The organism is Cobetia sp. 5-11-6-3, assembly GCF_013374055.1.
Lineage (GTDB): Bacteria > Pseudomonadota > Gammaproteobacteria > Pseudomonadales > Halomonadaceae > Cobetia > Cobetia marina.
In genome coordinates this window covers 285,298-301,144 of the sequence record NZ_BLWJ01000008.1, presented here as the reverse complement: position 1 = coordinate 301,144, position 15,847 = coordinate 285,298, and the positions used below count along the sequence as shown (strand labels likewise).

Sequence of the window (15,847 nt, the reverse complement as noted above, 5' to 3'; positions counted from 1 at the left end):
GAACTATCGAAGGTCCAGTTCAGCGTGCCGTCGTTGCTGACACCGTCGATGATGGCATCGGCGTCGACGGAGAGCATGCTCAGCAGCTGATCGTTGCTCAAGCCATCAGTGTCACCGGTGGCGGTCACGGCGGTGACGCTTGGCGTGACGTCGTCAGTGGTATCCAGATCGCTGACGGAGAGCGTGCCGGAGGTGGTGAGCGTATCGTCCGTCTCGGTCAGCGTCTCGTTAGCGCTGTCGTCGCCTTCGATGGCGATGACTGGCGCATCGTTGCTGCCATTGATGGTGATCGAGACTACCTGCTCAGCGGTCACACCCTGGCTGTCGGTGACGACCACGGTGTAATCCAGCACCAGGCTCTCGCCGACGGCGAGGTGATCGAACGCCTCGCCTTCGACACTTGCGCTGTCGAAGGTCCAGTTCAGCGTGCCGTCGTTGCTGACACCATCGATGATGGCATCGGCGTCGACGGAGAGCATACCCAGCAGCTCGGCATTGCTCAGGCCGTCGGTGTCACCCGTCGCGGTCACCGCGGTGACGCTCGGCGTGACGTCGTCAGTGGTATCCAGATCGCTGACGGAGAGCGTGCCGGCGGTGGTGAGTGTGGCGTCCGTCTCGGTCAACGACTCGCTCGCGCTGTCGTCGCCTTCGAGGGCGATGACCGGGGCATCATTGCTGCCGTTGATGGTGATCGAGACGGCCTGCTCGGCAGTCACGCCCTGGCTGTCGGTGACGACCACGGTGTAATCCAGCACCAGACTCTCGCCGACGGCGAGGTGATCAAAGGCTTCGCCAGCAACACTGCTGCTGTCGAAGGTCCAGTTCAGCGTGCCATCGTTGCTGACGCCATCGATGATCGCGTCGGCATCGACGGAGAGCATGCTCAGCAACTGATCGTTGCTCAAGCCATCAGTGTCACCGGTGGCGGTCACGGCGGTGACGCTTGGCGTGACGTCGTCAGTGGTATCCAGATCGCTGACGGAGAGCGTGCCAGAGGTGGTGAGCGTATCGTCCGTCTCGGTCAGCGTCTCGTTAGCGCTGTCGTCGCCTTCGAGGGCGATGACCGGCGCATCGTTGCTGCCGTTGATGGTGATGCTGACAACCTGCTCTGCGGTCACGCCCTGGCTGTCGGTGACGACCACGGTGTAATCCAGCACCAGGCTCTCGCCCACGGCGAGGTGATCAAAGGCTTCGCCAGCGACACTGCTGCTGTCGAAGGTCCAGTTCAGCGTGCCGTCATTCTCGGTATTGGCGATGATCGCGTCGGCATCGACGGAGAGCATGCTCAGCAGCTCAGCATTACTCAGGCCATCGGTGTCACCGGTGGCGGTCACGGCCGTGACGCTCGGCGTGACGTCGTCGGTGGTATCCAGATCGCTCACGGAGAGCGTGCCTGCGGTGGTCAGCGGTGCATCGGTTTCTATCAGTGACTCGCTCGCGCTGTCGTCACCTTCGAGGGCGATGACCGGCGCATCGTTGCTGCCGTTGATGGTGATGCTGACGACCTGCTCCGCGGTCACACCCTGGCTGTCGGTGACAACCACGGTGTAATCCAGCACCAGGCTCTCGCCCACCGCTAGATGATCGAACGCCTCGCCTTCGACGCTGGAACTATCGAAGGTCCAGTTCAGCGTGCCGTCATTGGCTTCGCCATTGATGATCGCGTCAGCATCGACGGAGAGCATGCTCAGCAGCTGATCGTTGCTCAAGCCATCAGTGTCACCGGTGGCGGTCACGGCCGTGACGCTCGGCGTGACGTCGTCGGTGGTATCCAGGTCACTCACGGAGATCGTGCCGGCAGTCGCGAGCGTGGCATCCGTCTCGGTCAGCGACTCGCTCGCGCTGTCATCGCCTTCGAGGACGATGACCGGCGCATCGTTGCTGCCGTTGATGGTGATGGTGACAACCTGCTCGGCAGTCACACCCTGGCTGTCGGTGACGACCACGGTGTAATCCAGCACCAGGCTTTCGCCGACGGCGAGGTGATCGAAGGCTTCGCCAGCGACACTTGAGCTGTCGAAGTTCCAGTTCAGCGTGCCGTCATTCTCGGTGTTGGCGATGATCGCATCGGCATCGACGGAGAGCATGCCCAGCAGCTCGGCATTGGTCAGGCCGTCGGTGTCACCGGTGGCGGTCACGGCGGTGACGCTCGGCGTCACGTCGTCGGTGGTGTCCAGATCGCTCACGGACAGCGTGCCGGCGGTGGTCAGGGTGTCATCCGTTTCAGTCAGCGACTCGGCCGCGCTGTCATCGCCTTCGAGGGCGATGACCGGCGCATCGTTGCTGCCATTGATGGTGATCTGGACGACCTGCTCGGCAGTGGCGCCCTGACTGTCAGTGACAACCACGGTGTAATCCAGCACCAGGCTTTCGCCGACGGCGAGGTGATCGAAGGCTTCGCCAGCGACACTTGCGCTGTCGAAGTTCCAGTTCAGCGTGCCGTCATTCTCGGTGTTGGCGATGATCGCATCGGCATCGACGGAGAGCATGCCCAGCAGCTCGGCATTGGTCAGGCCGTCGGTGTCACCGGTGGCGGTCACGGCGGTGACGCTCGGCGTCACGTCGTCGGTGGTGTCCAGATCGCTCACGGACAGCGTGCCGGCGGTGGTCAGGGTGTCATCCGTTTCAGTCAGCGACTCGGCCGCGCTGTCATCGCCTTCGAGGGCGATAACCGGCGCATCGTTGCTGCCATTGATGGTGATCGATACCACCTGCTCAGCGGTCACACCCTGACTGTCAGTGACGACCACGGTGTAATCCAGCACCAGGCTCTCGCCCACTGCGAGGTGATCGAAGGCTTCACCGGCGACGCTTGAGCTATCGAAGGTCCAGTTCAGCGTGCCGTCGTTGCTGACACCATCGATGATGGCATCGGCATCGACGGAGAGCATGCTCAGCAGCTCAGCATTGCTGAGGCCATCGGTATCACCGGTGGCGGTCACGGCCGTGACGCTCGGCGTCACTTCGTCGGTGGTATCCAGATCGCTGACAGACAGCGTGCCGCTGGTGGTCAGAGTGTCATCCGTCTCGGTCAGCGACTCGGCGGCACTGTCATCGCCTTCGAGGGCGATGACCGGCGCATCGTTGCTGCCGTTGATGGTGATGCTGATCAGCGCCGTGTCAAAGCCGCCTTGACCATCGGAAATCTGGTAAGTGAAGGTCTCGTTGAGGCTTTCTCCGACAGCCAGCGCCTGAACATCCGCGTTGGTGTTGTCGAGCGTGTAGGTATAGCTGCCGTCTTCAGCGACGGTGATGCTGCCATAAGTGCCAGTCACCTCAGTATCCACTGCGCTGGCAGTGCCGGCGTTGGCGCCTGCACCGATACCACTGACGATCAGAGCATCGCTGTCATTGCCACCATCCGTATCGGTATCCGGTTCCGCATCGGTCAGGACATTGCCGGTGGTAGTGCTGCTATCACCGGTTGCGATGCCCTCTTCGAGGTCCGCCACGTTGTCGTAGGCTTCCGGCGCGACATTGGCCACGGCCCAGGTAAAGGTCGTCGTGACAATGGCGCCATTCTCATCCGTCGCGGTCAGGGTGACGGTGTAGATGCCGTCATCGTTGTCACCGCCGATGGAGGCATCCGGAGACAGCGTGCCGCTTATCTCGCCACTGGTCGGATCAATCGCGATACCGTCCGGCAGGTTGTCCGCAGAGAAGCTCAGCACGGCATCGTTGTCGACGTCAGTGAAGGCATCCGCGACGAAGAACGGCGTGATGGTATCGCCATCGTTGTCGCTCTGACCTGCCGGCTGTTCATCCGCTACCAACACCGGCGCATCATTGGTACCGGTGATGGTGATGGTCACGACCTGTTCGGCCGTCGCGCCCTGGCTGTCGGTGACCAACACGGTGTAATCGAGTTCGAGCGTCTCGCCGACAGCGAGATGATCGAAGGCTTCACCTTCGACACTGCTGCTGTCGAACTCCCAGTTCAGCGTACCCTCGGTGCTGGCGTCACCGATGATGGCATCGGCATCAACAGAGAGCATGCTCAGCAGTTCAGCATTGCTCAGGCCATTGGTGTCACCGGTAGAAACGACGGAGGCGACGCTGGGGGTCACTTCATCGGTGGTATCGACATCACTGACCGACAAGGTGCCAGAGGCATTCAGAGTCGCATCGGTTTCCGTCAAGGAAGCGGATGCACTGTCATCCGCATCAATGTCGATGACCGGGGCGTCGTTGGTGCTGTTGATGGTGATGGTGAGCAGCGCGGTATCAAAGCCGCCCTGGCCATCGGAGATCTGGTAAGTGAAGGTCTCGTTGAGGCTTTCCCCGACAGCTAGCGCCTGAACATCCGCGTTGGTGTTGTCCAGCGTGTAGGTGTAGCTGCCATCTTCTGCAATGGTGATGCTGCCGTAGGTGCCAGTCACATCAGTGTCTACGGCACTCGCAGTCCCGGCGTTGGCGCCAGCACCGATACCACTGACGATCAGAGCATCACTGTCATTGCCGCCATCCGTGTCGGTATCCGGTTCCGCATCGGTCAGGACATTGCCGGTGGTGGTGCTGGTATCGCCAGTCGCGACGCCCTCTTCGAGGTCCGCCACATTGTCGTAGGCTTCCGGCGCGACGTTGGCCACGGTCCAGGTGAAGGTCGTGGTGACGGTGGCGCCATTTTCATCCGTCGCGGTCAGGGTGACGGTGTAGGTGCCATCAGCATTGTCACCGCCGATGGAGGCATCCGGAGACAGCGTGCCGCTGATCTCACCGGTGGTCGGATCAATCGCGATTCCGTCCGGCAGATTGTCCGCAGAGAAGCTCAGCACGGCATCGTTGTCTACGTCAGTGAAGGCATCCGCCACGAAGTACGGCGTGATGGTATCGCCATCGTTGTCGCTCTGATCCGCCGGCTGTTCATCCGCCACCAGCACCGGCGCATCGTTGGTACCGGTGATGGTGATGGTCACGACCTGTTCGGCGGTCGCGCCCTGACTGTCGGTGACCACCACGGTGTAATCGAGCTCGAGCGTCTCACCGACAGCGAGATGATCGAAGGCTTCGCCCGCAGCACTGCTGCTGTCAAACGTCCAGGTGAGAGTACCGTCATTGCTGGCAGCATCGATGATCGCATCAGCATCCACGCTGAGCATGTCGAGCAACTCGGCATCGGTCAGATCATTGGTATCCCCGGTGGTGACGACGGAGGCGACACTCGGAGTGACCTCATCGCTGGTATCGAGATCACTGACGGAAAGCGTGCCGGTCGCGTTCAGCGGTATGTCAGACTCGGTCAGTGCAGCGGAAACAGAGTCATCACCTTCGATGGCAATGATCGGTGCATCGTTGGTGCCATTGATGGTGATCGAGACGACCTGCTCGGCAGTCGCACCCTGGCTGTCAGTCACGAGTACGGTGTAATCCAGCACCAGGCTTTCGCCGACGGCGAGGTGATCGAAGGCTTCACCAGCGACGCTCGAGCTATCGAAGTCCCAATTCAGGGTGCCATCATTGCTGACGCCATCGATGATCGCATCGGCATCGACGGAGAGCATGCCCAGCAGCTCGGCATCGCTCAGGCCATCGACATCGCCGGTCGTGGCCACGGATTCGACACTCGGCGTGACGCTGTCCGAGGTATCCAGATCACTGACTGACAAGGTGCCAGACGTGGCGAGGGTATCGTCTGTCTCGGTCAGAGATTCCGCCGCGCTGTCATCACCTTCCAGCGCAATGACCGGGGCATCATTGGTGCCATTGATGGTGACAGTCAACAAGGCGGTATCGAAGCCACCCTGTCCATCAGATACCTGATAGGTGAAGGTCTCGCTGAGCACCTGACCGACCGCGAGCGCTTGAACGTCCTCATCGGTGTTGTCGAGACTGTAGGTATAGGAGCCATCGTCCAGAATGGCGACGGCACCATAGTTGCCGGACACACTGTCACCCGAAGACGAGAACGCGGCCGGTACTGCACCGAAGGCGACACCACTGACGATCAGAGAATCATCATCGTTGCCGCCATCACTGTCGGCCTCATCGTTGGCGCCAGCACCAGTGGCCCCCAGCACATTGCCGGTGACGTCGCTGGCATCGCTGCTGGCGACACCTTCATCAATGAAGGCAGCATCGTTCTCGGCGACAGGATCGACGTTGGCAACGGTCCAGGTCAGCGTGGTGCTGACATCTGCACCGAATTCATCCGTGGCGGTCAGCGTGATGGTGTAGACACCCTCCACACCGCCCTGAGAGGCATCGCTGGTCAGGGTGCCGCTGATTTCACCGGTAGCGGAGTCGATGGACAAGCCAGCCGGCAGCACGTCAGCGCTGTAGGTCAACGTCGCGGTGGTGTCGATGTCCGTGAAGGCGTCAGCCACCGTGAAGGGCGTGATGGCCTCACCGTCGACATTGGATTGATCTTCCGGCTGGTCATCCGGATCCGCAGAGAGCACCGGCGCATCATTGCTGCCAGTGATGGTGATGGTGACAACCTGCTCGGCAGTCGCCCCTTCGCTGTCTGTCACGAACACGGTGTAATCCAGTACCAGCGTCTCACCTTCTCCCAGATAATCGAAGGCTTCCGCATCAGCGCTGCTGCTGTCGAATGCCCAGTTGAGAGTGCCGTCATTGCTGGCACCGTCAATGATCGCATCGGCATCCACGCTGAGCATGGCAAGCAGCTCAGCATTGGTCAGGTCATTGGTATCACCGCTGGAGGCGACGGCCGTGACGCTCGGCGTCACTGTATCGCTGGTGTCCAGGTCGCTGACAGAAAGCGTACCCGTCGCACTCAGCGCAATATCTGACTCATCCAGCGCGGCGGTTGCGGCGTCATCCCCTTCGATGGCAATGACCGGCGCATCATTGGTGCCGTTGGTCGTAATGGTGAGCAGCGCGGTATCGAAGCCACCCTGGCCGTCAGAGATCTGATAGGTGAAGGTCTCGTTGAGGCTTTCGCCGACGGCCAGCGCCTGAACATCCGCGTTGGTGTTGTCCAGGGTGTAGGTATAGCTGCCATCCTCGGCGATGGTGACGCTGCCGTAGGTGCCAGTGACTGCAGACCCCGCTGTCGTGTCAGTCCCGGCATTGGCGCCGGCGCCCACTGCGCTGACGATCAGCGTATCCGTGTCGTTGCCGCCATCGACATCCACATCGCCATTGGTGTCGCCATCGCTCAACACATTACCGGTGGTGGTGCTGGTATCACTGATGGCAACGCCTTCATCAAGCTCAGCAGTGTTGTCGAAGGCTTGCGGGGCGACGTTGGCCACAGTCCAGGTGAAGGTCGTGGTAACGGTGGCGCCATTCTCGTCAGTGCCAGTCAACGTGACGGTGTAGATGCCGTCATCGTTGTCACCACCAATCGAGGCATCCGGAGACAAGGTACCGCTGATCTCACCGGTGGTCGGATCAATCTCGATACCGTCAGGCAGATTGGCAGCCGAGTAAGTCAGGTCCGCATCGTTATCGATGTCAGTGAAAGCGTCGGCAACGATGAACGGCGTGATGGCTTCACCATCATTGCCACTCTGATTCTCCGGCTGCTCACCCGCTACCAGCTGCGGTGCATCATTGCTGCCGGTGATGGTGATGGTCACGACCTGTTCGGCCGTCGCGCCTTCGCTGTCAGTCACCAGCACGGTGTAGGCGAGCTCAAGGGTCTCGCCGACGGCGAGGTAGTCGAAGGCGTCACCCCCGACACTGCTGCTGTCGAATTCCCATGTCAGGGTGCCATCGTTGCTGGCGTCATCGATGATCGCATCCGCATCCACGCTGAGCATGCTCAGCAGCTCGGCATTGGTCAGATCATTGGTATCACCGGTGGAGGCAACCGATTCGACGCTCGGCGTCACTTCATCCGTGGTATCGAGATCACTCACCGAGAGAGTGCCGGACGTGCTCAGCGGCGCATCGCTTTCCGTCAATGCAGCGGAATCACTGTCCCCGTCCTCAAGGGCGATGACAGGCGCGTCATTGGTGCCGTTGATGGTGATGGTGATGTCTTGCTGGGCCGTCCCTTCCTGGGAGTCCTCCACCTCGACGGTGTAGGTCAGCACCAGACTTTCCCCTGCCGCCAGATGATCGAAGGCCTCACCTTCGACGCTTGAGCTGTCGAAGCTCCAGCTGAGAGTGCCGTCATTGCTGGCAGCATCCACGAGGGTGCCTTCATCGACACTCAACATGCCCAGCAGATCAGAATTGTCGAGAGTATCCGTGTCACCGTCCGCAGTTACCGTGGTGACACTGGCAGTCACGGTATCAGTGGTATCGAGATCACTCACGGACAGGGTGCCGGAGGTCGCAAGCGATGCATCCGTTTCGGTCAACGATTCCGCTGCGCTGTCAGCACCTTCCACGGCAATTTCAGGAGCATCCTGAGCGCCGGTGACAGTGATGGTCAGGGTATTGCTGGATTCAGCGCCGTTGTCGTCACGCACGGTGTAGGCAACGGTGGTGGTCGCAGCCTCACCCACGGCGAGATCATCGAAGTCGGTGCCCGGCGCAAAGACATAACTGCCATCTGCAGCGATGGCGACAGTGCCACCGCCCGTCATGGCGACAGCGGTGCCTATGCCAGAGGTAGACCCCGCGACCTGGCTGACAGAGCTGGTGGAGCCCGTGTCGATATCGGTGTCATTGGCCAGCACGCCAGCGGCAGCCGCGACGCTCAGATCAGCGTTTTCTGCGGTCGTGCCAGTATCCGCCATAGCGACCGGTGCATCATTGACGCCGGTAATGGTGATGCTGACGGTGGTCTGGGTGACACCGTCCGCATTGGTGACCGTCAGAGTATCCGTCAGGGTGGCACCCAGGTTGAGCTGCTGGATGACAGACTGGGTATTGTCAGCACTGTAGGTCCAGTTGCCATCGGCATCGACAGTCAGTTCGCCGTAGGTGCCGGTCACGGTCTCAGCGCTGAACTTGTCTTCGCCGGTATCGCCACCGGTGCCAGCATCCAGCGTGCCACTGGTGGTCAGCTCATCATCCGCTGACACATTGGTGTCTTCGGTGACATTGCCGGTGTCCGGGGTCAGCGTGGGAATGTCATCCACACCATTGACGGTCACGCTGACAGTGGCGGTAGAGACACCACCCTCGCCATCACTGACCTGATAGGTAATGGTGGTGACGGCGCTCTCACCCTCGGTGAGGCCATCGAAATCGGTGCCTGGGTCAAAGCTCCAGGTGCCATCCGCATTGACCGTAAAGTCGCCACCATCGCTGCCTGAGACAGCAGTGCCCACTCCGCCAGTGTTGCCATTCACCTGAGTGATGGTGAAGTCTGTGGTAGGCGTATCCAGGTCGGTGTCGTTGTCGAGCAGACTGGTAGTGTCAGCGGTGGACAGCGCGACGCCTTCATCGGTTGAGTCGGCATCCGCCACGGCTACCGGGTCATCGTTGTTGTCGACGACCTTCAGGTAACCGGTCAGCGTATTGCTGGCCAGCGAGTCGCCGTCGATTTCGGCCAGTCCATCATTGTTGCCGTCATTGACGACCACGGTGTAGGCGCGTGTGTCGGTGTCGGGATCATCGCTGGTGTTCTGGTAGGTCAGTGAATCGATCAATGCCGAGACCTGAGCTGCCGTAGTACCGGAGTCGAGCGTCACCGTCAGGGTGCCGTTGACCAGGGTCGCGCTGGCGAAGCCATCCAGAGAGTCATCGACGGAGAACACATCGGCATCCGTCGCCGCATCGATGCTGACCGTGATGGTGCCACCACCGAAGTTGTCGCCGACCAAGACGGTATCGACATCGGAAAGCGACGCGCCTGATACCAACGCTACCTCGGCACTGCCAGTGCCTGCGCCATCATTCTCTGCAACAGAGATGGCAAAGGCTTGCGGCGCCGTGCTACCAGTGAGCACCGGTGCATCATTGATGGCATTGACGGTGGTGGTGATGGTGTCGGCATCGTCGACGCTGGACCAGATGCCCGTCTCATCGAAGGTGGAGACGTTCACGCTGGCTCCGGATGTCACATCACCTTCACTGTCGTCGGCCACGACGTAGGTCAGGCCTGCCGGGTCGCCATTGAAATCTTCAGCCGGCAGGAAGCGCACTGAATCAGTCGTCGACAGCACCAGCGCATTGCTGGCGCTGACATCATCGGGAACATCGACCCAGCTATCACCGCCATCGGTGGAGTACTGCCAGGTCCCCTCGCTGTCGTCAGCAGGATTGGAGGTGATGGCGATAGCCGCCAGCGCATTGGCAGAGCTGCCACCCGACACAGCCTCCTGGGTCTGATCATCGGCGGAGGCGTCATCGAAATTGTCGCCGACCAGATCAGCGACGGTCGCGCCAGCCGGATCGGTATCGTCTTCATTGATGGCCGCGAGAATCACACTGTCATCAGGTGTCGTCGGGGCATCATTGACGGCAGTGATGCTGGTATTGATGGCAATGGTGCGGCTTGACCAGACGCCTGTCTGATCACCGAGATTGCCATTGGCATCATCGCTCAAGTCAAACAGGTCAGTCGCGGAATCACTGGTGTCGATATCGGTATCACTGTTATCGCCCAGGCGAACGGTCAACGCGCCCGGCTCACCATTGAAATCATCGGCGGGCACGAAGCGGATATCGGCATCTGCAGCGACGACCAGTGCACTGCTGTCAGACACATCCGTCGGGACATCGACCCACTCAGTACCTACCAGCACCTGCCAGGTGCCCTGGTCACTGTCAGAGCTGTTGCCAGTGATGGCAACGTAGCTCAGGTCAGTCTCGGTGGTGGCATCGGTATTGCCATTCTCATCGGTCTGATCATCGGTGGTGTCATCGTACTGATTGACCAGTAGCGCATAGAGACCCGTGCCGGCGATATCTTCAGCCGCGGTGTCTTCTGCAACGGAGGTCACTCTTTCCGCTGTACCGGCGGCAAGCGGACGATCATTGACCGGTGTCACCGCGAGAGTGATATCACGGGTCGCTATCTGTGCCCCCCCCTGGCCGGTATTGCCGGCATCATTGAACTCGATGTTGAGGGTAACTTGACCGTAATAATCATCAGCAGGTGTATAGACCTCTGTATCCAGGACAGTCTGCAGCTCAGCAACAGTACCAGTGAAGATTATGGTTTCAGAGCCATTGCTGAAGGTGCCACGATCCGGGATGTCTGGGGCAACCACCGTCAGCGTCAGCGTCAGATTGTCGGCACCGAAATCATCGGCGTCATCAAGGGTGACCCCGAGCGCCGAGAGCGTGAGGCTGCCATCCTCATCAACTTCAGGGGCGTTATTTCCTACCGTAATAGTGGGCGCATCATTGGTGCCAGAAACATTGACCGTTATGGCGGTGGAGATAGCAAGGGCATTGGCTAGAGCCAGGTTGCCATTACCATCATCACTGAACTCGACATCAAGTATCACTGACGTATCTGCGTTCACTTCAGCGGCAGTCAATACGAGGTCATCAAGCGCGGCATTGATTTCGCTGAGTGTGCCCTTCAGGGTCACTTCACTGGTACCGTTGCCAGTGACTCCGGCAGCATCCATATTCAAGGTGCCGCCGGTTTCACCCGTGGCGCCTCCCCGCACAGTCACTGTGACGGTCTGGCTATCTGTGAAGACTTCTTGACCGACATCATTTATGTCTGCGACGGAAAGGCCAGTGATGGTCAAGGGCTGACCATCATCCATCGTCTGCACCGGTGTGGTGGAGGTCAGTACCGGCTCATCATTGACGGCAGTGATGGTGATGACAGGAGTAACCTCCGTGCTGAGGGCGGCGTGACCGGCACTGAGTGCGGTATCCGTCGCCCTGACAGTCAGCTCCACGGTGCCATTGTCATTGGCATCCGGTTGGTACTGTACATTTGCCAATGCCGTCGCAAGCTCTTCCTGATTACCTACCAAAGCTATACTTGCAGTACCGTCACCACTGATGTCCGCATCACCGGCATCGCTGATCTGCAGAGTGCCATTCAGGACGCTCAGCACGACGGTGATATCGGTATCGAAACTATCGGCATCCGTCACCGTGATGGTACCGATATCCTGATAGCCGCCATCTTCGGTGACGGTCAGACCAGCTGTATCCGGCAGCGCAATGTTCGGCGCATCATTGACGGTCGAAACCCACAGTTCAATGCTCGCGGTCGCGGTATTGAAGTCGTCACCAATCGCCACCTCTCCCTCGTTGTCGGTGCCGCCGTTCAAGGTCACTTCATCAAGACGATCATCGACGACAGCCTCGACGGACCAGCGCTCATTGAAGTCACCGGCCTCACCACCCAGCACCATCTGGACTTCAAGGTTATCCAATAGTGCCTGTACCCCCTCCAGCGTGCCTTCAAGCACCAGAGTGTCAGCAGTCAGATTTTCAGTTGCCACTGTACTGAATGTGGCCTCAGTGGTTACCGTGGCATCTGTGGTCAATATTGCGTTAGAAAAGGGAACTGCAGCTCCCGATTCATCCTTGAGCGTCAGAGTGACGGTGATGTTGTCGGTTTCTCCGTCAACCAATGAAGGGTCAGTTTCGCTATCGAGGATGTCGACATCCCCGATGGTGAATGCCCCAGCAAGAGAAAGAGCCTCGAGCGCCGTAGAAGCCGGAACAAGCCTGTCATCCGGCTGCAGCGAGGTGATTTCCGGCGAGTCATTCAGTGGTGTGATCTCGATACTGAACGTCGCAATTTCAGTCGTCAGCGGACCATCACTGACGGTGAAAGTGAACGAATCCGTACGCGTTTCACCACCATCATGCTCATAGGACAGCGCCCCACTGTCGATATCATCCTGCGTGAAGGAGCTTCCCTCACGCAGCGCCTTGCCATTCAAGGTCAAGATGCCATTTACCGGCAGCTCATCGATAACGAAGGTCGACTGACGCGTGGTGTTGTCACTATCTACGGCTTGCAGCAGGCTAGCCGTGATATCTCCGGAGGCACCCTCGCCAACAGTCAGAACATTGTTATTACCCGCACTAGTATTATCATCGGCTGAAAGAGGAACGACTGGCGCATCATTGAAGGGCGTGACCTCGATGGTCACGGTACCGGTATTGGAGACGTTGCCGGTTTCGGCCGTCGTATCGATGGGGTCCGTGGTCACGGTATCGTAGAAGTTGTTCGGCGCATTCAGATCATCGCGCACGATGAAGCCGAAACTGTCGATGATGTCACTGTTGGCTGCATCATCCTGGTCGGCCTGCTCACCGCCAGCATGCACATAGCGCAGACTGCTCTCTTGACCATCCGCAGACGTCGTGAGCAGATTTCGGGAATACCACACATCTGTCGAGGCAGTCTCCCATGAGCTGCCATTCCAGACTTCCAGCGTACCACCACTGAGTTCCAGTTCCGTCGCGGCGATCTGGAACCATAGGTCATCGACCTCACCCTCACCGCCCAGGCCATCCTCACTGCCATCCGCATCAGACAGCTGCACATCGTCTTCGGTGAGATAGACGATGCCGTCATTGCCCTCGGAAACGACATTGCCATCAGAGTCGAGAATATCGTCAGTTTGCTCCAGCACGCTGACGGTGGAATCCTCGGCAACGGGTGCGTCATTCACCGGCGTCGACGAGATGGTGAAGATACCGGTGTCAGAGAAATCGCCGCCATTGGTGACGATGAAATCGAAGCTGGAGTCGTGGTCTTCACTGCCATCCTGCAGGAAGGTCACCAGTCCGGCATCGATATCCGCCTGAGTGAAACTGCCATAGGCATTGAGTGCCGCACCATCAACATAAAGTGTGCCATTTTCCGGCAAGGACGAGACGGTATAGACAATCTGAGTGGTCGGGAAGGTATAGGCACCCGCCGTCACCGTATACTCAAGCTCGGCGCTGGTAATGGGAGCCGCCTGGGAGGAGGATGTCGCCTCGCTTACCTCAAGACCTGTATTGGTATTCTCGGATTCTATTTCCGCCAGAGGATCGACACCTGCTCCCCCCGTGCCATTGTCCACAACGAAGGTCAGAGTCCCGGTGGTCGGTGTGTTCACGCCACCCCAGGTACCGGCATCACCCGCTTCGTCGAATGCCTTGAACTCGGAGTCCACCAGCGTGAAGGTGAAGCCGGTATCCGTGGTCGTGCCCTCGGGTGCCGAACTTGTCTGGACGTAACGCACCAGACCATCATCGATCTGCTCCTGGGTGAAGGTGGTGCCCGCGATCAACTCGATCCATTGCGGAGAGTCTGTGGTACCGATATTGAGCTGGATCTCGCCATAGGTCGGCGTCGTCTCGATGGAATAGGCGAGCTGCGCCTTGGTGCTGTCGGGGTCCTCGGCATTCAAGGAAGCCGTAGTGATGACGACGATACTATCGGCGTTCGCAGTTGAATCAAGCGCAACTGTGCTGGGTGTCAGCGTTGGGTCATCGTCATTCTCGAGGATGGAGATGGTGACCTGCTGCCCATCAATACCAGCTTCAGAGTCAATGTCATTGGTCAGCGCGCCGTCAGTACCCTCACCGCCACCGGCGTCGGTCACCTTGATGATGAAACTGGGCAAGTCACTGACAATCGGCTCGTCCCCATCATGGGCGAAGGAAAGCAGTTCCAGCTGGTCGGCGCTGAAGGTAGCGTAATCGGACCCCAGGCTATCGATGATCTCATCGGCATCGGCTTCACCGTCGCCATCGACATCCAGGAAGAGCGTGCCACGATCGTCAAGATTGCCGAGGCCAGTAATCGTGACTATGGCATTCTCTGCCGCATCCGCATGTGCGGATTCCTCATCGATGTAGGTCAACCCCAACGAAGTGCTCTCACCCTCGAACTGCACAGGCTCCCCGACAATCTCGGGAGCCGCATTGACAGGCTCCAGGTCGACCGACACGATCTTTGAGGCGCTCTCCCCCGCGCCATCGAGTACCGTAATCGAGAACGCGTCGACGGAAGAAGCCCCTTCTGCGGCCACATCGCTGCCATCGTGGGTATACACCAACTGTTCGAGCTGTTCGGCATCGAATGTAGAGCCCACTGCAACCGGTGAGCCCTTGAATGTCAGCGTGCCACTGGTAGGCAGGCTGTCGATTTCGATGATCAGCTGTTCCTCAACCTGTTCCTCGGTGTCAAGGTCCGGATCATCGAGACCCAGTGATGCAATTGAAAACGTGAAACTACCAGCTTCCTCTGCACGTGGCGCATCCGCTTCATCCACCGCCAGGAAGAGGGGGGCATCATTCTTCGGAGTCAATGTCGCCACGAAATCGAGGCTGCCTCGGTCGGCATCCACTACACCATCGGTCGTCTCGGTCAGACTCATGCTGACCGTGATATTCGCGATAGAGTCTTGTGCTGGTGTTACCAGCAGTCCTGAAAGCTGCTCTGTGATCTCTTGAGCAGTGCCCGCCAGGGTGGCGGTGCTGTTGTCATTGGTGAACTCCACCCCTGCATCAGAGGCATCATTATCAAGCGCGAATACAGCCCCCGAATCCAGCTGCAAGGTCAGCGAGTACTCATCCGTAGCGTTGCCATCATCATCCACATTGCCACTGTCCGTGACACTCAGACTCGACAGACTGAAGCTCGAATCCTCCGTTCCCGACAGCGTGGCGCCATCGCCGGTGGCCTTCACCTGATCACCTTGACTATCGGCGCCCTCCGCAATGGTCACGGCGGCAGCGGCATCCAGCAGCAGACGGGGCTCAAGAGCCTGGAGATCGAGTTCGCGCATGGATGGGCACCATTGTAAATTTGTGAAATTATCAGTTACACAAAGATACGTTATGCCTTGCGTCGAATGGAACGTAACAAAAATTCACGTTCCTTCCACGCTGGAGAATTCGATCCATTGAAACAGCTAGAATTTCAGGATCTTGAATCAGGAGGTACTCGCAGATCAGTCCCGTGGTGACTGTACCGACATAAAAAGAGACTAAGCGCATCGCACTTAGCCTCTCTCTAAAAACTATACAGGTCATCTTTTGGATTTCGACAAAAGCTGGA

General features: G+C 59.0%; 1 protein-coding gene. It reads right to left on the bottom strand.

All coding sequences use genetic code 11. The features are described 5' to 3' along the window. The coding region (locus HXS66_RS14345; protein WP_176503914.1) for a VCBS domain-containing protein at window positions 1-15,575 on the bottom strand (15,575 nt) is incomplete at its 3' end. Between the last annotated feature and the right edge of the window lie 272 nt (window positions 15,576-15,847).